Raw genomic sequence first — 21,253 nt, 5'->3', positions numbered from 1 at the left:
ATTAGGCGTCTACATCCTGAGGGGCTTTAGCCATCACTTGGTTTAGTTTCTTTCTCGTTGTCGCTAAGCTCAATTTCAAGCGCACGATATAATAGCTTGCAACTAACCAGCTCAAGATGAAACCAGCAAAAAAGACGATCGCTAGCACAACAGGTAAACGATATTCACCCTGTGCGACAAAATAGCTGATGGTCACCACTTGTTCGTTACGCGCGCCAAAAATCAACGCCAGAATAAATAACAGTGCCACTAGCACAGTTGCTACAAATGATTTCACGCTGCACTCCCTAAACGCGTTTCAATTTAATGATTATCCAAGAAATTCACTGAGCTGACCAGCATTGCCTTGCAATAGATACAAAAAAGCCTCCTAACGGAGGCTTTTTACTATGCGGTCAATCACACATTAACGGCGTCAACACGCTCGCGCAGTTCTTTGCCTGGCTTAAAGTGCGGGACGTATTTACCTTCCAAATCGACTGATGAACCAGTCTTTGGATTACGGCCAGTCCGCGGTGCACGATAGTGAAGCGAGAAACTACCAAAGCCACGGATCTCAATACGATCACCGCTTTCTAATGTTGTTGCCATTTGCTCCAACATTTCTTTGATTGCGCCTTCAACCTCTTTCGCCGACAGCTGCGACTGCCTGGTGGCGAGTTTTTCGATAAGTTCAGATTTCGTCATCCTAGCTATCCCCTATTATCAAGCCAAACACAGTCGCCTAATGGGGAGAGAAGTCTCCCCAAACAACAGGCGATTATTTACGAGCTGCTTTAAACGCTTCAGCCATTGCATTGCTAATAACAGCGTCATCTTGTTTGTTCAGAGTCGCCATTACTTCTTTCTCTTCAGCTTCGTCTTTCGCTTTGATTGACAGGCTGATAGAGCGGTTCTTACGGTCAACACCCATGAACTTAGCTTCGATTGCATCACCTACATTATAGACAGTAGATGCATCTTCGATACGCTCACGTGAAATGTCAGCTACACGGATGTAACCTTCAACAGTGTCAGCCAGTTCAACAGTTACACCTTTAGCATCAACAGCAGAAACAGTACCGTTTACGATAGTACCTTTCTTCTTGTCAGCCAAGTATGCGTTGAATGGATCATCTTCAGTTTGCTTAACACCTAAGCTGATGCGCTCACGCTCTGGATCTACAGACAGAACCACTGCATGGATTTCATCGCCTTTCTTGTATTCAGAAACTGCGTCTTCGCCAGTACCGTTCCAAGAAATGTCAGACAGGTGAACTAGACCATCGATACCGCCGTCAAGACCGATAAAGATACCGAAGTCAGTGATTGACTTGATCTTACCAGAAACCTTGTCGCCTTTGTTGTAACGAGTTGCGAAGTCATCCCATGGATTGGTCTTACATTGTTTCAGACCAAGAGAAATACGACGACGCTCTTCATCGATGTCCAGAACCAGAACTTCAACTTCATCACCTAAGTTAACAACTTTAGATGGGTGAATGTTCTTGTTAGTCCAATCCATTTCAGAAACGTGAACCAGACCTTCAACGCCTTCTTCGATTTCTACGAAGCAACCGTAGTCAGTTAGGTTAGTAACGCGACCAGTTAAACGTGTGTTTTCTGGGTAGCGTTTGCTGATTTCTAACCATGGATCTTCGCCAAGTTGTTTCAGACCTAGAGACACACGAGTGCGCTCACGATCGTACTTCAGTACTTTAACGTTGATTTCATCGCCAACATTGACGATTTCTGATGGATGTTTAACACGTTTCCACGCCATATCTGTGATATGTAGCAGACCGTCAACACCACCTAAATCTACGAATGCACCGTAGTCAGTCAGGTTCTTAACGATACCCTTAACTGCTTGACCTTCTTGCAGGTTTTCTAACAGTGCATCACGCTCAGCGCTGCTTTCTGATTCGATAACTGCACGACGAGAAACAACAACGTTGTTACGCTTCTGGTCTAGCTTGATAACTTTGAATTCTAATTCTTTGTACTCTAAGTGAGCGGTGTCGCGAACTGGGCGCACGTCAACTAGAGAACCTGGTAAGAAGGCACGGATACCGTTTAATTCAACAGTGAAACCGCCTTTAACTTTACCATTGATGATACCGATTACAGTTTCAGCATCTTCATAAGCTTTTTCCAGAACGATCCAAGCTTCATGACGTTTCGCTTTTTCGCGAGACAGTTGAGTCTCACCGAAGCCGTCTTCAACAGAGTCAAGAGCTACGTCAACTTCATCACCAACAGCGATTTCTAAAACACCTTGAGCGTTTTTGAATTGTTCAGCTGGGATTGGGCTTTCAGACTTCAGACCCGCGTCAACCAGTACCATACCGTTTTTGATTGATACAACAGTACCACGAACGATAGAACCTGGACGGAATTCCAGAGTTTGAAGGGATTGTTCAAATAGATCAGCAAAAGATTCAGTCATGTTTAGGTTACTTTCTTTATTAAACCACTGTCCGTCCTAGACGTGGAGTCAGTCAAATTATCCGTATCATCCTTAATACGAATACCTATCCGGTGGGCTAACTTAGTTAGTGTCGGATAATTTTTGGTTGATAAAGTTAAGCGCAAGCGCTAACACTTCATCAATACCCTTTCCGCTTGTATCGATAATGAGCGCGTCCTCGGCGGGGACTAAAGGAGCCACCGGACGATTCATATCGCGGTCATCACGTTCGATAATTTCACTTAAAAGGCGCTCGATATTAACATCGAAGCCCTTGTCCTGCAACTGATTATAGCGTCTTTGGGCACGCTCTTCAGCTGAGGCGGTTAAATATAATTTTGCCGGCGCACTTGGGAAAACCACAGTTCCCATGTCGCGACCATCGGCAATTAATCCTGGCGCCGTTTTAAAGGCCCGTTGACGACGTAATAACGCTTCTCTCACCCGTGGAAACGCGGCGACTTTTGAAGCGGCATTTGAGCACTCTTGAGTGCGAATGTCGGTGGTGACGTCTTCACCTTCCAATATCACTTGAACCGGATCGGTATCATTGCCTGTTAAAAACTTCACATCGAGATGTGCCGCTAACAGCGTGATCGATTCTTCATTTTCCAGTTCAACGTTATGATGAATTGCTGCGAGCGCAAGAACTCGGTAAATAGCACCACTATCAAGTAGTTGCCAACCTAGATGCTGAGCCAATAATTGACTAATTGTACCTTTGCCAGCACCACTTGGGCCGTCGATTGTGACTACAGGAGCCCGTTCAGACATACATTCCTCCGCAAAAAATAACCATCATCCGTGAGTTCATCAAGTGAGCCCCCGAAAATGAGCGCGCAGCATTGTACAACAAAAGACAAACAAAATCCGTGGATTTTTTATGAAGATTAGCAGCCGCGCAAATACGGCTGACTATTCTTGACATCGAAAGTTGTAACAATGACGAAGCAGATTGGCTTAGCCTTGCAGACTCGCAAACTGCTTAAAGTAGTCTGGGAATGTTTTAGAAGTGCAATCAGGATCATTGATGGTAATACCGCAATCGGCAAATGCCAGCATAGAAAAACACATGGCCATACGGTGATCATTGTAGGTATCGATTTCTGCGGTATTAATTACCACAGGCGGGGTGATTTTAATGTAATCGTTGCCCTCTTCAACCTCGGCGCCGACTTTACGTAATTCCGTCGCCATGGCCGCTAAGCGGTCGGTCTCTTTAATACGCCAGTTATAGATATTGCGAATAACCGTCGTGCCTTTAGCAAATAAGGCTGCGGTTGCGATGGTCATGGCCGCATCGGGAATGTGGTTCATGTCTAAATCAACGGCCGTTAATTGAGATCCTCGCGCGATAATATAGTCATCGCCCCACTCGATATCTGCGCCCATTTTTTCAAGCACATCGGCAAATTTTACATCGCCTTGAATACTTAAACGGCCCACACCGGTGACTTTGACTTCACCGCCCTTAATCGCCCCTGCGGCGAGGAAATACGATGCCGATGACGCATCACCTTCGACCAGCACTTTACCCGGTGATACATAACGCTGGCCTGCAACAATCTCAAAACGGGCATAGTCATGGTTGATGACAGTTACGCCAAAGTGAGCCATCAGGGCCAGTGTAATATCAATATACGGCTTAGAAACTAACTCGCCTTTGACATGGATATTCACGCTGCCCTTTGCAAGCGGCGCCACCATCAATAGGGCGGTTAAAAATTGGCTTGATAAGTCACCCGCAATCTCAACATCGCCGCCATTAAGACCCGTCGCATTAATCGTCAGCGGCGGGAAACCGTCACTTTTAAGATAAACGACATTGGCACCGAGTTGCCTTAAGGCATCGACTAAGTCGCCAATCGGGCGCTCTTCCATACGCGGTTCGCCCGTGAGGGTAAATTCGCCTTGGCCAAGAGTTAAGGCGGCGCACAAGGGGCGCATTGCTGTGCCCGCATTGCCTAAAAACAATTCCTGCGCAGAATCAGAGGAAATCACGCCGCCTAAGCCATCAAGTTCACACACAGTATTGTTTTGCGATAAACGGTAGTTCACCCCTAACTGCTTGAGGGAGGCCAGCATGTGGCGAATATCATCTGAGTCGAGCAGATTGGTGAGCGTGGTCGTGCCTTGGGCTAAGGTGGCCAATAATAAGGCACGATTTGAAATACTTTTTGAGCCCGGAATATTGATCTCACCGCGGACTTGCACAACAGGTTCAAGACGTAATTGCTTCATGAATAAATCTTCTTTCTCTATAGGGCGTCATCATCACGATCACGCGGACTGAATACGCAAAATGGCAACTTCACGCTACACAGCGTCAAGTTAAGATTACAAATAAAAGGAGATTGGGGCCTTGTTGGTGCTTCGTCGTTATAAAATTACCGATTGTCGCTAAGGATTCAACCGTTTTTTCGAGAAAAATGGCATTTTGGTCAGATTATTTACTGAGTTCAGTGTAAAAATAACAAAAACGCAAAATTTAAGCGGTTAATTTATGATTTAACCGTATTTTTGGCAGGCTTTTTTGCCAAGATAACTGGCGTGTAATCACAGTTTTCACTTTAAATACTTTACCTTTCCGCGCTATTCTAAGCCCCAAACGATAAATAACGCATATCTGATACAAACAATCACGTTTGCACTATAACCAGAAAGGTAGATGGAGCTATGTTTAACTCACTCATCGCAATGCCAGCAGATCCCATCCTTGGCTTGTTGACTCAGTACCGCGAAGACACCCACCCACAAAAAGTTGATTTAGGTGTGGGCGTTTATAAAGACCCTACAGGCGTGACCCCGATCCTTAGCTGCGTGAAAAAAGCCGAGAAATTCCGTCTCGATACCGAAACCACCAAAGTGTATATCGGTCCAACCGGCTCGCCACAATTCAACACTTTAATGACAGAATTAGCCTTTGGTGCAAATCACAGTGCTATTCTCGCCAATCGTATCCGTACCGTTTCTACACCCGGTGGTACTGGCGCACTGCGCGTGGCCGGCGACTTTATCAAACGCTGCAACCCGAATGCGGTGTTATGGGTAAGCGACCCAACTTGGGCTAACCACATCGGTTTGTTCGAAGCGGCTGGCATTACCGTTAAAACCTATCCGTATTATGACTACGATAGCAAATCATTGAAATTTGATGAGATGCTTGCTGCCCTATCGCAGGTGAGTCCTGATGATGTGGTGTTATTCCACGCCTGTTGCCATAACCCGAGCGGAATGGATTTAACTACAGAACAATGGGATAAAGTGGTTGCCCTGACAAAAGAGCAAGGCTTTACCCCACTGATTGACATGGCATACCAAGGCTTTGGTGATGGCGTTGATATTGATGCCTACGGCGTGCGCAAAATGGCGGCAGCGGTCGATAATATGATCCTTTGCAGCTCATGCTCGAAAAACTTCGGTTTGTACCGTGAGCGTATCGGTTCGTGTTCTGTGATTGCCAAAGATGCCAATACCGCCAATGTCGCGCAATCTGTGCTGCTTTATGTGGTTCGCTGCCTCTACTCTATGCCGCCTGCCCACGGCGCCGCGATTGTTGAAACGATTTTAGGATCGGCAGAATTGACCCAAGAATGGCTAGATGAACTGAAAGTAATGCGCGATCGCATTAACGGCAACCGCGCCATTTTAGTGGATAAACTTAAAGCCAATGGCGTAGACCGTGAGTTTAGCTTTATCGCCCGCCAAAAAGGCATGTTCTCCTTCCTCGGGGTGAATCCAGAGCAAGTGGCGCGCCTGCAAAAAGAATTCAGCATTTATATGGTGGGTTCAAGCCGCATCAGTATTGCTGGGATCAGTGAAGATAACGTCGATTACTTAGCCCAATCGATCGCCAAAGTGCTTTAAGCACGACTGAGTTTATCTGCACAGTTCACTCTGCTGTATTGCTACAATTCAGGATGCAGCAGAGTTTATTTACCCCTTACAAGCTTAAAGCTTTGCAATCATGCCACTGCATCAGAGCTAACAAACCTTCCCTTCGGTTCTAAATCCCCAAAACCTTATCAAGCAACGCCAAATCTCACTGTTCAAGCTTTTATTTTCAATGGTAAAAACTACTTTCTCGCGTTTAAAAAAAACAGTCGTTTAATGCAATAAATCGCAAGTTGTGACCTCGGTCGGCGGATTTCCATTTCATCAATCAGGGCTGCGGCTATTTTCACTTTTTAAAGCCAGACCTGCCCAGTAGATTAGTGGTCATCATAGAACTTGTGGATATTCCGCCATGTTATTACAAGATAAATTAGTGCAAATCGTCACCAACCCGCAGCTTTCACCTAAGCAAAAATCCAACTATTTGGCGTTGGAGGCAGAGGCGAGCTTGCCCTACATGCCGATATCGACTGAGGTAAAAGCCGCGATGAATGACGGCATTATCTGCGATATGTTTGAAGGCCATGCGCCTTTTAAACCGCGCTATGTGTTGCCAGATTATGCCCGCTATCTAAAGCAAGGTTCAGAATATTTAGAGCTTTCACCGGCGCAGGATTTAGATGAAGCCATCAATGCCTTAACGATTCTGTATCATCATGTGCCATCGGTGACCAATATCCCCGTGTATTTAGGTCAGCTGGATGAAATATTAATGCCTTTCACCGAAGGAATGGATGCGGAAGTCCTTTATCGTAAACTTAAACTGTTCTGGATCATGCTCGACAGAACCCTGCCTGACGCCTTTATGCACGTAAATATTGGCCCGACAGACAACATTGTTTGTCGCACCCTACTGCGCATTGATGCCGAGTTAAAACAAGTTGCCCCCAATTTGACCTTTATGTACGACCCCGCCGTCACGCCGGATGATTTGTTGCTGCTTGCGACCACCAATATTTGTCACTGCAGTAAGCCGCATATCGCCAATTATCCTCTGCATGCCAGTGCGTTTGATGAGCGCGGCTTTGGGATTGTCAGTTGCTACAATGCCTTGCCGTTAGCGGGCGGCGCCAATACCTTAGTGCGGCTCAATCTTAAAGAAGTTGCTTCAAAGGCAAATTCTATAAACGATTTTTTTGATACTGCATTGCCAAATTACTGCTCACTCACCTTTGAACTTATCGAGGCGCGCTCGGCATTTTTGCATCAAGAATCACACTTTTTTGACAGTTTTTTAGTTAAAGAACAATTGATTGATGAGTCGCGTTTTGCGCCTATGTTTGGCATTTACGGCATGGCGGAAGCGGTGAATATTCTGCAATCATTCACGGCCAGTGGAGAAGTTAAATCAGCTAAACACTCGAAATATGGCCATGAAACGGATGCAAATCAGCTGGGCTATCGTATTTCTGCTGCGCTCGATACCATAGTGAAATCCACACCCGTCGCGCATGGCTACCATGGACGAGCACTGCTGCATTCACAGGGCGGCATCAGTATCGACAAAGACGTTACTCCAGGCGTTCGCATTCCCTATGGTACTGAACCTAATCCCATCGCTCACATTCAAGCCTTAGCGCAACATCATCAGTATTATACGGCGGGGATTAGCGATATTTTGACTATCGATGAAACTGTAAAATCCAATCCACAAGCTATGTTCCAACTGTGTAAAGCGGCGCTTGAGTTAGGTTTTAGGGAATTTACCGCCAATGTCGCCTCTAACGATTTAATGCGCGTGACCGGCTATATGGTAAAACGCTCGGACATTGAAGCATTTAAGCAATGTGGCTCACGCCTCAATACCACAGGCTTAGCCGCAGAAGCTGCGGTTAATACGGGGATATTACAACGCCAAGCAAGAGTCATAGCCCATGAACACTCCCCTTGTGTCTCTGAATAGGCAAGTAATGGTCAGTCAGCTATTGCCCTTTTCCTGCGTTGACGGGCCTGGCAGCAGGCTCGTGTTATTCCTGCAGGGCTGCAACTACCAATGCAAAAACTGTCACAACCCACATACCATAGGCTTTTGCGATGCCTGTGGCGATTGTGTCGCTACCTGCCCTGACAATGCGCTGACATTGATAAACCTCAATAACAAGCCTCGTATTCGCTGGGATAGTGAGCGTTGTAGCCAATGCGATACCTGTCTTGCCGTATGCCCGAAACAAGCGAGCCCTAAGGTCACGCATTACACAGTTGAAGAAATACTAGGGATTCTGCACAGTCAGCGTCACTTTATTAATGGCATTACGGTGAGCGGCGGCGAAGCGAGCCTGCAACTACCGTTTATTATTGAGTTGTTTCAAGGGATTAAGGCCTCTGAATCTTTATCACACTTGAGTTGTATGCTCGATACCAATGGCAGTTTGAGTCTAACTGGTTGGCATAAACTGCTGCCCTTTTTAGATGGCGCTATGGTGGATCTCAAAGCGTGGCAGCAAGATACCCATAGATACATTACTGGTCGCGACAACCATGCCGTGTTCAAATCCATTCAGCTATTGGCGCAGCAGCAAAAACTGTATGAAGTGAGATTACTGCACATTCCGAGCATCACGGATTATGAACAGGAGATAGAAGCGCTGGCGACCTATTTGCTTCAGCTTCAGCTAGGTGCGGATGCACGAGTTAAATTAAACGCCTTTCATCACCATGGTGTTGTCGACGACGCGTTAACGTGGCCAAGCTGCACACAAACCGATATTGAACGCTTGGCCGCAAAGCTTGCAAAGCGAGGCGTTACCAATCTTATCTTGCCCTCTTGCTATATTTAACGACTGCAAAGCAAAATTTGCTCGTAAAGCCAGCGCAGCGCGGGGTCCTTCATACTTTGTCTATGCCAAACGAGACTGTAAGCCACTTTGCCATATTCTATCGGTAAGAACTTGACGGTTAAGCCTTTAGCTTGGCTGGCAATGGATGCCCAGCGGCGCGAGCAGGTGAAAAGCAGTTCACTGTGGTGACACATTAACGCTGCGCTGCCAAAATCAGGGACTGAAATGGGTACAGCACGTTTTTTAGATTGCTGGGCGAGCAAAATATCAAAAAATGGCGTACTCAGATCCGTATCGGTAATGCCAATATGGCGGTAACTTAGGTAATTATCGAAGCTGATCTGCGGCTGTTTAGCCAAGGGATGGGACGAATTCATCAGACAGACCATTTCATCGCTGAACAAGGTTTCCCACACCAGATCGTCTTGAAGAGGATTAGGTTGACTCAGATCATGGGGTAACAGCACAAAATCTAACGAGCCTTTAATAAGACCATCGAAACCGATATTGTCTTTGCTATAAATATCGAGATGGATATGGGGGGCCAAATTGAGAATATGGGCACTTAATTTGGCGGCCAGCAGTTCAAAGGTGCTTTCGCGCATCGCAAGTGAAAAACGCCCCTCAAAATGTGTTGGATTAAACGCATCTTGACTCATGATCTGATTCATATCATTGATCATTTGCTGCACGCTTGGGCCTAATCGTCTTGCCAAAGGTGTGGCAACCAGTGAGTTGCCGTTACGGTAGAACAGTTCATCGTTCAAACTGTCCCTGAGCTGGCTTAAGGTTTTACTGACGGATGAGGGGCTAAGACATAATCGTTCGGCGCTGGCGGTTACGCTCAGAGTATCGAGCATCACATGCAAAGTGATCAAATGCTTCATACTAATGCGCGAAAGCTTGGCCAAATCCATCTGTGACATCCTATTGGTTTATCTTCTATGCACACTCAAACGCGTACTTTTAAGCATGATAAACAATAGCATGCAACCAACCAAACATATTGCTGAGAATATTCCCCAGTAATGCGCGCCAGCTCACAGGCTTGCACACCGCCCTCTCTAATCCCAGCCATCTCTAATCCAAGTTATCTTTAATATAAGGTTCTTCCGAAGTTCATCTTGCTTAACGCCAAACGCCAATAATCGATAAATTACAGCCAACAAAAAAGCGAATGCATTTGAGCATTCGCTTTTGGGATGTCTAACTTTGGATAGCTAACTTGGAATGGCTAGCTGATGATAAACATTCGATAAGCATAACGTTTATCTGCAGGCAGCAAAGCCTAGGCGCTAAACGCCGCAAGCTAGTGAGTGACTAAATAGATAGCTAAGCCTAGCTATGTTTCGCCGCAAACTCGTTCATAAACTTGACCAAGGCAACTATGCCATCGAGCGGCATCGCATTGTAAAGGCTAGCACGCATGCCGCCTACGATACGATGACCTTTGAGGGCCACGAGTCCGGCAATTTGTGCTTGCTTTAAGAACTCACTATCGAGCGCTTCGTTGACTAATTGGAAAGTCACGTTCATTTGTGAGCGATTCGCTGCAACAACACCATTACGGTAGAAAGCATTACCATCAATGCATTGATACAACATCTGCGCTTTTTGTTGATTAATTTTCGCAATACTCGAAATACCGCCAGTCGATTTCAGCCAAGCAAAGACTTCAGCGGCAAGGTACCAAGCAAAGGTTGGTGGCGTGTTGAACATAGAATCATGCTCGACGGCTAGACGATAGTCCATGATGGACGACTGCGGTAAACTCGGCAGTTTTAACATGTCATCGCGTACTATCACTATCGACAGACCCGATGGACCTATGTTCTTTTGCGCACCGGCGTAAATCAAGCCGTAGCGGCTGACATCGATTTCACGGGACATGATTGTTGATGATAAATCGGCAACAATTGGCCATGGTGAGTCTAATTCGTCAAAAATTTCGATACCATCTACTGTCTCATTTGGACAGTAGTGAACATAGCGGTAATCGGCATCGATTTTATGTAAGTCAGGTAGGACAACGGCATTGAGTCCATTGTGTTTTTCAACAATATTCAGACTATCAATTTGTGCTTCACCCGCCAGTTTCTGCGCTTCTACTAACGCGGCAGATGACCATTGGCCACTGACTAAATACAGGGCTTTACCCTGCTCGCCGAGAAAATTATTCACGACAGCAGAGAACTGGCCGCGACCACCGCCGTGCATAAATAGCACATGGTAATTTGCAGGGATCTGCATCAGTTCACGTAAATCGGACTCGGCTTGCTCGGTCAGCGCGATGAACTCTTTACTTCGGTGGCTGATTTCCATCACGGAAACGCCTTGGCCATTCCAATCAAGTAATTCCTGTTGTGCTTTTTTCATTACCGCTGCGGGTAACATTGCAGGTCCAGCACAGAAATTATAAATCGCGCTCACTGACACTCTCCTTAATCCCAACCATGATGTATGTATTGATAAATACGAAACCATTCTAAAACGAACAATGCTACCAACAATCAATGCCATTAAAAAAACGAGCGTCCAATTGGACGCTCGTTAATATGACACTTAATTACTCTTCGTCTTGCTCATCATCAGCAAGCTCGTCTTCATCTTCGTCCAACTCTTCTTCGTCATCCAGCTCTTCATCAAGAGCCTCGTCGGCTAATTCGCCTTCGATAATGACAGGAACAATCGGTAAACCGTTTTCATCCAGCTCGACTTCATCTTCATCACTTTGGATTTCGTCGATACGTTGCAGGCCAACCACTTTCTCGTCGCCCGCGGTGCGGATAATCGTCACACCTTGCGTGTTACGGCCAATGATAGACACGCCGCCCGCTGGTGTACGCACTAAGGTGCCTTTATCACTGATGAGCATCAGTTCGTCGTTAAGACCCACTTGCACTGCGCCAACAACTGCGCCGTTACGTTCGCTCACCTTGATAGAAACCACACCTTTAGTCGCACGGCTCTTCGCTGGGTATTCAGACAGTTGAGTCCGTTTACCGTAACCGTTTTCAGTTACAGTCAGAATCGCGCCATCGCCTTTGGGTACGATTAGCGACACGACTTTTTGACCTTCTTCTAAACGGATACCACGAACGCCTGTTGCAGTACGGCCCATAGGACGTAACGACAGAACTTCTTCACCAGTTTCAGGATCGGTTTTCACTTCGCCGGTTTCAGAATCACGGACTTTCTCACCAAAGCGAACCACTTTACCTTCGTTCGAGAACAACATGATTTCGTCATCACCGTTAGTGATATCGACACCGATCAGTTGGTCACCGTCTTTCAGGTTAACGGCGATAATGCCGTTTGCACGTGGGTTGCTATAAGCTGTTAGTGCGGTTTTCTTCACAGTACCGTGTGAGGTCGCCATGATGATGTACTTGTCAGCCGCGTATTCACGTACTGGCAGAATCGCAGTAATGCGCTCGCCATCGGATAACGGCAGCAAGTTAACAATTGGACGACCGCGTGCCGTACGGCTCGCTAATGGCAATTGATACACTTTGAGCCAGTACATCTTACCAAAGTCAGAGAAGCACAAAATGGTGTCATGGGTATTGGCAACTAACAGTTTTTCAACGAAATCTTCGTCTTTTACTTTAGTTGCCGCTTTACCTTTACCACCACGGCGCTGGGCTTGGTAATCGGTCAATGGTTGATACTTGGCATAACCTAAGTGCGACAGTGTCACCACAACGTCTTCTTCGTTGATCAAGTCTTCAAGACTCATATCGACTTCGTTAGCATTGATCACGGTACGGCGAGCATCACCGTATTCTTCAAGGATTTGAACTAACTCTTCCTTGATGACTTCCATCAAACGCTCAGGACTGCGCAGAATAAACAGCAGACCCGCGATAAATTCGAGCAGCTCTTCGTATTCAGCAATGATCTTATCGTGTTCAAGACCGGTTAAACGGTGTAAACGCAGTTCCAGAATCGCCTGAGCTTGTTGCTCAGTCAGGAAATATTGACCGTCACGGATACCGTATTGTGGCTCTAACCACTCAGGACGCGCGGCGTCATCGCCCGCTTTTTCCAGCATGCCTTGAACGTGGCCTAATTCCCAACCTTGCTCCACCAATTTAACTTTGGCATCTGCAGGCGTTGGCGAGGCTTTGATCAGTGCAATAATCGGGTCGATGTTAGCCAGTGCAACCGCCAGCGCTTCCAAAATATGGGCACGCTCACGAGCTTTACGCAATTCGAATACGGTACGGCGCGTCACGACTTCACGGCGATGCAGAATAAAGCATTCGAGCATTTCTTTCAGGTTAAACAGTTTAGGCTGACCATTGGTCAGGGCCACCATGTTAATCCCGAAAGAACACTGCATTTGCGTTTGAGCATACAAGTTGTTTAATACCACCTCGCCCACTTCGCCGCGCTTAATTTCGATAACGATACGCATACCGTCTTTATCAGACTCGTCGCGTAGACCGCTGATCCCTTCAAGCTTTTTATCTTTAACCAGCTCGGCAATCTTCTCGATTAAACGGGCTTTGTTCACTTGATAAGGGATTTCAGTGACGATAATGCGTTCACGGCCATTATCTTCGGTTTCCACATCCGCCAGTGCACGCATGATCGCGCGGCCACGGCCGGTTTTATAGGCATCAATAATGCCTTTACGGCCATTGATAATTGCCGCAGTTGGGAAATCCGGACCAGGAATGTATTCCATCAACTGTTCAATTGACAGTGAAGGTTCTTCAATCAGTGCCAAACAGCCTTTCACGACTTCCGTTAGGTTGTGTGGTGGGATGTTGGTCGCCATACCAACCGCAATACCCGATGAACCGTTAATTAACAGGTTAGGTACGCGTGTGGGGAGTACAGCTGGAATGAGTTCTGTGCCGTCGTAGTTAGGGACGAAATCCACTGTCTCTTTTTCAAGATCGGCCAGTAATTGGTGCGCTAACTTATCCATACGGATTTCGGTATAACGCATTGCCGCCGCTGAGTCACCGTCGACCGAACCGAAGTTACCTTGGCCGTCTACTAAGGTGTAACGCAGTGAGAATGGCTGGGCCATACGGACGATAGTGTCATAAACAGCAGAGTCACCATGAGGGTGATATTTACCGATGACGTCACCGACCACACGGGCAGATTTTTTGTAAGGCTTGTTCCAATCGTTCTTCAATTCACTCATGGCAAACAGAACGCGGCGATGAACCGGCTTTAAGCCGTCGCGCACGTCTGGTAATGCACGTCCCACGATAACGCTCATGGCGTAATCAAGGTACGAATTCTTTAGTTCGTCTTCGATATTAATTGGCGAAATAGATGATGCCAGATCAGTCATAAACTGCTCGTTCCCCTGAAAAATAGCCGACAACGTATAATCCGTATCATTGCCTAGCCCAAAAACGTGATTTGGCATTCTAACACAGTTATTTAATGTCGCCAGACCTATCCTTATCGAATTGAGAGTCTGGTGGCTTAATAGATGAAAACACTGTCAATTTGGTCGTTTGAGCGATAAACCAGCGTTGAAATTCGTGGCTTAGGATGAGAAAAAATCGTCAAAGGGATGAAGTAAAAGGTCGATACGGAGCACAACAATTAACATAAAAGCAGAAAACTGCTGAAAATTCACTCAACCACAAGGGCTTAGCTCTGTCGAACACTTTGTTTATCAAACATAGTCGTTATAATAGCCGCACAATACAGCTACTTCAGGTAATAGCATGCATCAGAATACCAATGTGGACCCACAGGAAATCGCAAAGTTTGAACGTATGGCCGAAACGTGGTGGGATCTCAACGGTGAATTTAAGCCGCTGCATCTATTAAACCCGCTGCGCTTAAATTATATCGATCAAACTGCTGGCGGCATTTTCGGTAAGAAAGTGCTCGACGTTGGTTGCGGCGGCGGGATTTTATCTGAAAGCATGGCCCGTATCGGTGCCGAGGTTGATGGTCTCGACATGGGTGATGAGCCCTTAGAAGTCGCCCGCCTACATGCCCTCGAAACGGGCGTAAGCATTAATTATGTAAAAAATACCGCCGAGACCCACAGCCAAGATCATCAAGCCTATTACGATGTGGTGACGTGTATGGAAATGCTGGAGCATGTGCCCGATCCACAATCTGTGATCAAGGCTTGCTGTGACATGGTCAAACCCGGTGGCTTTGTGTTTTTCTCCACCATCAACCGCAACATTAAATCCTATGTGCACACGATTCTCGGCGCAGAATATTTGCTGAAGATGCTGCCGGTTGGCACCCATGAGCATAAAAAATTCATTAAGCCTTCGGAATTGATTGAGCTTGTGGACAATACCGACCTTATCTGTACCGATGCATTAGGCATCAGCTACAACCCGCTGACGGGCATTTTTAAATACACGCCTAAAGTTGATGTCAATTACATGATAGCGACGCGTAAGGTTGATTAATATGAGTCTGGCACAGATCCAAGGCGTACTGTTCGATCTCGACGGCACCTTAGCCGATACCGCGCCGGATCTGGTGCAAGCCCTCAATTTAAGTCTTCAGGACGTCGGCATCGCCGCGCAGCCGTTAGCGGCCATGCGCTACGCCGCATCCCACGGCAGTTTTGCCTTAGTCGATGCGGCGATACCCAATGCGGCGGATGATCTTCGTACTCAAGTTCAACAAGGGCTGCTCGCCCACTATCAGCGCATTAATGGCGATCACTGTGCGCTATTCACGGGCATTGCAGCATTACTCGACTGGCTCGAATTAACTCACCTGCCGTTTGGGGTGATCACCAACAAGCCAGCCCGCTTTACCCGTCCCTTATTGCGAAAACTGAATTTACACTTACGTATGCCCGTTATCATTAGTGGCGATTCGACCAAACACCCAAAACCCCACACAGCACCTATGTTGTTAGGGGCTCAGCAACTGAACTGCGCTCCAGAGCACATTTTGTATCTTGGGGATGCCGAGCGGGATTTGTTAGCAGCTAAGGCGGCGGGCATGTTAGGCGGCGTTGCCCTATGGGGTTATCTGGGTGTCAACGACAAGCCATCGCAGTGGCCAGCTCACGCACACTTTGTCAGCCCAACTGAGTTACATCAGGCATTAGTCGAAGCATTTGCCTAGAAAAACTCGCCAATAAAACGGCTAAAAAACTTCACAATGACACTCAAAGATAAACCTTTTGCTAAAGCCACTATGCAGATGCACATAAGTGTGTTTGCCTAATTTTTACCTGCGAATAAAATCAGGCGGCGAAAGGTCGGCGGATAAAAGATCGGCACTTGTGCGCGATCGCGATCTAAAGAAAAGATCGCCTAAAAATCCCCCATGAGTGCGACACACTAACCTGAAATTGAGCTTCAAGGTTAGTCGTTACTAACGCGAAAGCTTATCCTCAACTTATCCACAAGATGTCCCCTGAATTCAGACTTGCAAATAGGGGCAAACCTCACTATCTTGTATCCCAGATAATTTAAAACACCATATCTTGTGTATAGGTAGCAATCAGACACACTAAAAGCTCGCCGCTTAATTGACTCGTTTTCAACCAGTCAGCAGTATTTAAGGGACGGTTATTGATTGTTTTACAAGGATACGTACGGTGAACTTGCTCACCTAAATAGATATAAGAACCAAGGCCTATCTCCAAATGAATAGCACTATGACAGTCACAAAACGCTGTGGCGATCGTGAGAATATCGATCTCGAAAAAATACACCGCGTAATTACTTGGGCAGCCAAGGGATTAAAAAACGTTTCTGTTTCTGAAGTTGAACTTCGCTCGCACCTACAGTTTTTCGATGGCATCCCAACCGAAGCCATCCATGAAACCATTATCAAAGCGGCGGCGGATTTAATTTCTCCAGAATCACCGGACTATCAGTTCCTCGCCGCCCGTTTAGCGGTGTTTCATTTGCGTAAGAAGGCCTTCGGTCAATTCGAGCCGCCAGCACTGTATACTCACGTGACTAAGTTAGTTGAGCTTGGCAAGTATGACATGCACATTCTGCAGGATTACAGCCGCGAAGAACTCGACGTGATGGATACCTATATCGACCATTGGCGCGATATGGACTTCTCTTACGCAGCGGTAAAGCAGCTTGAAGGCAAATATTTAGTTCAAAACCGTGTGACACACGAAATCTACGAGAGCGCGCAGTTCCTCTACATTTTGGTCGCGGCATGTTTGTTTGCCCGTTATCCAAAAGAGACGCGCCTGAAATACGTTAAAGATTTCTATGACGCGGTATCAACTTTTAAACTGTCGCTGCCAACGCCAATTATGGCCGGTGTGCGCACCCCAACGCGTCAGTTTAGCTCTTGCGTACTGATCGAATGTGGTGACAGCTTAGATTCCATCAACGCGACCGCTTCGTCTATCGTGAAATACGTCAGCCAACGTGCGGGTATCGGTATTAACGCCGGTCGTATTCGCGCCTTAGGTAGCCCAATCCGTGGTGGTGAAGCCTTCCACACAGGTTGTTTACCTTTCTATAAGTATTTCCAAACCGCAGTGAAGTCGTGTTCTCAAGGCGGCGTGCGTGGCGGTGCTGCGACCCTGTTCTACCCTATTTGGCACTTAGAAGTCGAATCTCTGCTGGTATTGAAAAATAACCGCGGCGTCGAAGACAACCGTATCCGTCATTTAGACTACGGTGTGCAGCTGAACAAAGTCATGTATCAACGTCTGATCAAAGGCGAAAACATCAGCCTGTTTAGCCCATCTGACGTACCTGGCTTATATGATGCTTTCTTTGAAGATCAAAACGAATTCGAACGTTTATATGTGCAATATGAGCAAGACAGCAGCATTCGTAAGAAAACCATAAAGGCAGTTGAGCTGTTTTCACTGATGATGCAAGAACGCGCTTCAACCGGCCGTATCTACATTCAGAACGTGGATCACTGCAACACCCATAGCCCGTTCGATTCTAAAGTCGCGCCGATCAGACAATCTAACCTGTGTCTTGAAATCGCCCTGCCGACAAAACCATTGAACAACATCGATGATCCTAATGGTGAAATCGCGCTTTGTACGCTGTCAGCACTCAACTTAGGTTCAATCAAAGAATTATCTGATATTGAGCCATTAGCCGACCTCGCGGTACGCGCACTGGATAATCTGCTGGATTATCAAGATTATCCTATCAAGGCAGCACAACTTGCCTCGATGAATCGCCGTACCTTAGGTATAGGCGTAATTAACTTCGCTAACTACTTAGCGAAAAATGGCATGAAGTATTCCGATGGCAGCGCGAACGATCTGACCCACAGAACCTTTGAAGCCATTCAGTTTTATTTACTGAAAGCCTCGATGAACTTAGCCAAAGAGCAAGGTGCGTGTCCGTTATTCCACGAGACCACGTATGCTCAAGGTATTTTGCCAATCGATACTTATAAACGTGACCTAGATAAAATTTGTGCCGAACCATTGCACTTAGACTGGGAATCACTGCGTAGCGATATCAAGCAATATGGCCTGCGTAACTCGACGCTGTCGGCATTAATGCCATCAGAAACCTCGTCGCAAATCTCCAATGCGACCAATGGTATCGAGCCACCACGTGGTCTTATCAGCGTGAAATCGAGCAAAGACGGTCAGCTAAAACAAGTTGTACCAGATTTCGATACGCTGAAAGATAGCTATGAATTGCTATGGAAAATGCCAAGTAATGACGGTTACTTACAGCTAGTGGGTATCATGCAGAAGTTCGTTGACCAAGCGATTTCGGCCAACACTAACTACGATCCTTCTCGTTTTGAAGGCCGTAAAGTACCGATGCAAACCCTGCTGAAAGATTTGCTCAATGCTTACAAGTTAGGTGTGAAAACGCTTTACTACCATAACACTCGCGATGGTGCGTCGGATTCACACGATGACATCACCAATTTAGAGAAAGAAGACGATGGTTGCGCCGGCGGCGCGTGTAAAATCTAGTCTTTAACGTTAACGCGGCTCTTACAAATAAAAAGTATAGGGATCCCGATTGAGTGGATCCCTATCCATTGGAAAATAGCACCATGGCCTACTCTACCTTCTGTCAGACACCCAACGATGCCACCCGTGAACCTATGTTTTTAGGTCAATCGGTCAACGTGGCTCGTTACGATCAACAAAAATATGAAGTGTTCGAAAAACTGATAGAAAAGCAGTTATCTTTCTTTTGGCGACCGGAAGAAGTAGACGTCAGTCGCGATAAGATTGACTACGGTGCATTGCCCGATCATGAAAAACACATCTTTATTTCTAACCTGAAATACCAAACCTTACTCGACTCGATTCAAGGTCGCTCACCCAATGTGGCCTTTTTGCCACTGGTGTCGCTGCCTGAACTAGAGACTTGGATTGAGACTTGGTCTTTCTCTGAGACGATTCACTCGCGCTCATACACCCATATCATTCGCAATATCGTTAACGATCCTTCAGTGATCTTCGACGATATCGTCGTGAACAAAGAAATATTAAGCCGTGCGACCGATATCGCCGCTTACTACGATCACTTGATCCAACTGACTCAAGTGTTCCATTTACTCGGCGCGGGTACCCATGTTATCGATGGCAAAGAAGTCATAGTCAACACCCGCACCCTGAAAAAAGCCTTGTACCTGTGCATGATGTCAGTCAACGCCCTAGAAGCGATTCGTTTCTATGTTAGCTTTGCCTGCTCATTTGCCTTTGCTGAACGTAAGCTAATGGAAGGTAACGCGAAAATTATTCGCTTAATCGCCCGTGATGAAGCCTTACACTTAAACAGCACTCAGCATATTTTAAGCATAATGCAAGGCGGTAAAGACGATCCAGAAATGGGTGAAATTGCCGCAGAATGCCAACAGGAAGCTTTCGATTTATTCTTCAAGGCCGCTGAGCAAGAAAAAGAATGGGCAAAATACCTGTTCAAAGACGGCTCTATGATAGGTTTGAATGAACAGATCCTCTGCCAATACGTTGAGTTTATTACTAACCAACGGATGAAGTCGGTGAACCTGCCACAACCTTATCCTGAAATAACCAATCCATTACCTTGGATGAAAAACTGGTTAGAAAGCGATGCGGTGCAAGTCGCACCACAGGAAGTTGAAGTCTCTTCATACCTTGTCGGCCAAATCGACTCAGCGGTTGATGGTGATGAGTTCCTCGACTTCGATCTATAAGACACTTAAAAGTGACGTTACAAAATGGCATTAAAACAGTGACATCGAAAAAACGGCCACAAAACCTGTTTGCGAAGGCGCCAATCGTGCGCCTTCAAGGTCAGCCTGTATTGCTCTTTACCGAGCAACAAGGCACTTTGCTGCAAGCACTTGAAGCCAAAAAAGTCAAAATCTTCTCAGAATGTCGTAACGGTTTCTGCGGTGCCTGCAAAACACGCGTCATAAGCGGAAAAGTCAGCTACTTAAACGAACCCTTAGCCGAACTCAAACATGATGAATGTTTGCCCTGCTGCTGTGTACCAACCGAAGATTTAGAGCTGGATCTATCACCTGAAGGTGCAGCTGTCGTCACCTATGCAGCCAAAGGGTCACAACACATGGGCCGCAAAGGCCATTCACCAACACAGAACGCTATATCCCACGGTTCAAAGCCGCAAGTCTCGCCAACATTCGTCGAAGTGTGCGAAAAATAACCTCTGAGTCTGATAGGGGCTAATTGAGCCTAGCGGTTTAAATGTCTTTTTTCGCCATCACCCTATGCAGCTCATTGACCTCTGTCAGCGCCGCACTGCCATACCAAGGTAATAATTCCAGCACTAGACTGCCCGCTTGAATTGCAGGATCGGTTTCCGTTAAGGCTTTTGCCTCTTCAACCGTAGTAACGTTAAAGACATAAATACCGCGTAATTCGCCATCGTGTAAAAAGGGCCCCGCCAGCACTAATTTGCCCTCATTGGCAAGGCGAGTGATATTGTCCAAATGCGCCCTTTGCAATTGTTCGGCCTGTGCCTGTGTTCTATCCCGATTAGGGCCCCGCTTTAAAAAAGCCATTACATAGTGCTTCATACCGTATTCATCGGCACCGGCATTTTTAGCACGCTGCTCGTCAAACGGTGGAGTACTGTGGGCCGAAAAACTCACCATTAATCCACATAATAGGCAAGTGATAAGGCTGATGGTGATCTTAGCGTTAAAGACAGTGTTAAGCTGCATAGTGGTTCCCTCTGCGTGGGTTATG

Annotated in this window: 16 protein-coding genes and 1 pseudogene; 8 read left to right on the top strand and 9 right to left on the bottom strand. The window is 46.5% G+C overall.

Annotation, left to right across the window (positions count from 1 at the left end; all coding sequences use genetic code 11):
* Position 1: 1 nt before the first annotated feature.
* The 5 genes and pseudogenes from MO387_RS12240 to aroA form a co-directional block, all read right to left on the bottom strand.
* Positions 2-277 carry a lipopolysaccharide assembly protein LapA domain-containing protein gene (locus MO387_RS12240; RefSeq protein ID WP_006081717.1) on the bottom strand — a complete coding sequence of 92 codons (276 nt, stop codon included), beginning with the start codon at positions 275-277 and terminating at the stop codon, positions 2-4.
* 122 nt (positions 278-399) lie between these two features.
* Positions 400-687: an integration host factor subunit beta gene (gene ihfB / locus MO387_RS12235; protein ID WP_006081718.1), complete on the bottom strand. Its 288-nt coding sequence runs from the start codon at positions 685-687 to the stop codon at positions 400-402.
* Positions 688-760: 73 nt separating this feature from the next.
* Positions 761-2,431 (bottom strand): annotated as a pseudogene (rpsA, locus tag MO387_RS12230) (30S ribosomal protein S1); the annotation flags it as partial.
* A 99-nt stretch (positions 2,432-2,530) separates the two neighbouring features.
* Positions 2,531-3,223, bottom strand: a complete 693-nt coding sequence (gene cmk / locus MO387_RS12225) for a (d)CMP kinase (protein ID WP_006081720.1) — start codon at positions 3,221-3,223, stop codon at positions 2,531-2,533.
* A gap of 186 nt (positions 3,224-3,409) precedes the next feature.
* The gene (gene aroA / locus MO387_RS12220) at positions 3,410-4,690 is read right to left on the bottom strand and encodes a 3-phosphoshikimate 1-carboxyvinyltransferase (RefSeq protein ID WP_107947627.1); all 1,281 of its coding nucleotides are present in this window, start codon (positions 4,688-4,690) and stop codon (positions 3,410-3,412) included.
* A 435-nt stretch (positions 4,691-5,125) separates the two neighbouring features.
* Between aroA and MO387_RS12215 the strand changes: the two genes are divergently transcribed.
* The 3 genes from MO387_RS12215 (at position 5,126) to MO387_RS12205 (ending at position 9,120) form a co-directional block, all read left to right on the top strand.
* Complete coding sequence (locus MO387_RS12215) at positions 5,126-6,316, top strand: amino acid aminotransferase (RefSeq protein ID WP_107947629.1); 1,191 nt, start codon at positions 5,126-5,128, stop codon at positions 6,314-6,316.
* 379 nt (positions 6,317-6,695) lie between these two features.
* Entirely contained in the window at positions 6,696-8,246 is a 1,551-nt protein-coding gene (locus MO387_RS12210; RefSeq protein ID WP_107947632.1) for a YjjI family glycine radical enzyme, read from the top strand.
* Entirely contained in the window at positions 8,218-9,120 is a 903-nt protein-coding gene (locus tag MO387_RS12205) for a YjjW family glycine radical enzyme activase (RefSeq protein WP_199908724.1), read from the top strand. Before MO387_RS12210 ends, MO387_RS12205 begins: the two co-directional genes overlap by 29 nt.
* Here MO387_RS12205 and MO387_RS12200 read toward each other — a convergent pair.
* From MO387_RS12200 to gyrA, 3 genes are all read right to left on the bottom strand, one after another.
* Positions 9,117-10,037, bottom strand: a complete 921-nt coding sequence (locus tag MO387_RS12200) for a LysR family transcriptional regulator (RefSeq protein ID WP_107947643.1) — start codon at positions 10,035-10,037, stop codon at positions 9,117-9,119. The genes MO387_RS12205 and MO387_RS12200 overlap by 4 nt on opposite strands.
* 421 nt (positions 10,038-10,458) lie before the next feature.
* Positions 10,459-11,550 carry a 3-phosphoserine/phosphohydroxythreonine transaminase gene (gene serC, locus MO387_RS12195; RefSeq protein WP_107947645.1) on the bottom strand — a complete coding sequence of 364 codons (1,092 nt, stop codon included), beginning with the start codon at positions 11,548-11,550 and terminating at the stop codon, positions 10,459-10,461.
* Positions 11,551-11,686: 136 nt separating this feature from the next.
* Positions 11,687-14,437 carry a DNA gyrase subunit A gene (gyrA, locus tag MO387_RS12190; RefSeq protein WP_012197215.1) on the bottom strand — a complete coding sequence of 917 codons (2,751 nt, stop codon included), beginning with the start codon at positions 14,435-14,437 and terminating at the stop codon, positions 11,687-11,689.
* Positions 14,438-14,822: 385 nt separating this feature from the next.
* Between gyrA and ubiG the strand changes: the two genes are divergently transcribed.
* The 5 genes from ubiG (at position 14,823) to yfaE (ending at position 20,708) form a co-directional block, all read left to right on the top strand.
* A complete protein-coding gene (gene ubiG / locus MO387_RS12185) occupies positions 14,823-15,533 on the top strand; it encodes a bifunctional 2-polyprenyl-6-hydroxyphenol methylase/3-demethylubiquinol 3-O-methyltransferase UbiG (protein ID WP_006086768.1) in 711 nt (236 codons plus the stop codon).
* Between the two features lies 1 nt (position 15,534).
* Entirely contained in the window at positions 15,535-16,206 is a 672-nt protein-coding gene (locus MO387_RS12180) for an HAD-IA family hydrolase (protein WP_107947647.1), read from the top strand.
* Between the two features lie 526 nt (positions 16,207-16,732).
* On the top strand, positions 16,733-19,021 hold the full coding sequence (nrdA, locus tag MO387_RS12175) for a class 1a ribonucleoside-diphosphate reductase subunit alpha (RefSeq protein WP_107947649.1): 2,289 nt from the start codon (positions 16,733-16,735) through the stop codon (positions 19,019-19,021).
* Between the two features lie 83 nt (positions 19,022-19,104).
* Positions 19,105-20,235: a class Ia ribonucleoside-diphosphate reductase subunit beta gene (nrdB, locus tag MO387_RS12170; protein WP_006081731.1), complete on the top strand. Its 1,131-nt coding sequence runs from the start codon at positions 19,105-19,107 to the stop codon at positions 20,233-20,235.
* 38 nt (positions 20,236-20,273) lie between these two features.
* Positions 20,274-20,708 (top strand): class I ribonucleotide reductase maintenance protein YfaE, encoded by a 435-nt coding sequence (yfaE, locus tag MO387_RS12165; protein ID WP_107950219.1) that lies wholly within the window; start codon positions 20,274-20,276, stop codon positions 20,706-20,708.
* 37 nt (positions 20,709-20,745) lie between these two features.
* Here yfaE and MO387_RS12160 read toward each other — a convergent pair whose 3' ends face one another.
* A complete protein-coding gene (locus tag MO387_RS12160; RefSeq protein ID WP_107947652.1) occupies positions 20,746-21,228 on the bottom strand; it encodes a YciI family protein in 483 nt (160 codons plus the stop codon).
* Positions 21,229-21,253 lie beyond the last annotated feature (25 nt).

The sequence above is a fragment of the Shewanella sp. N2AIL genome (genome assembly GCF_022690845.1).
Lineage (GTDB): Bacteria > Pseudomonadota > Gammaproteobacteria > Enterobacterales > Shewanellaceae > Shewanella > Shewanella baltica.
This window is presented reverse-complemented; position numbering and strand designations above follow the sequence as displayed.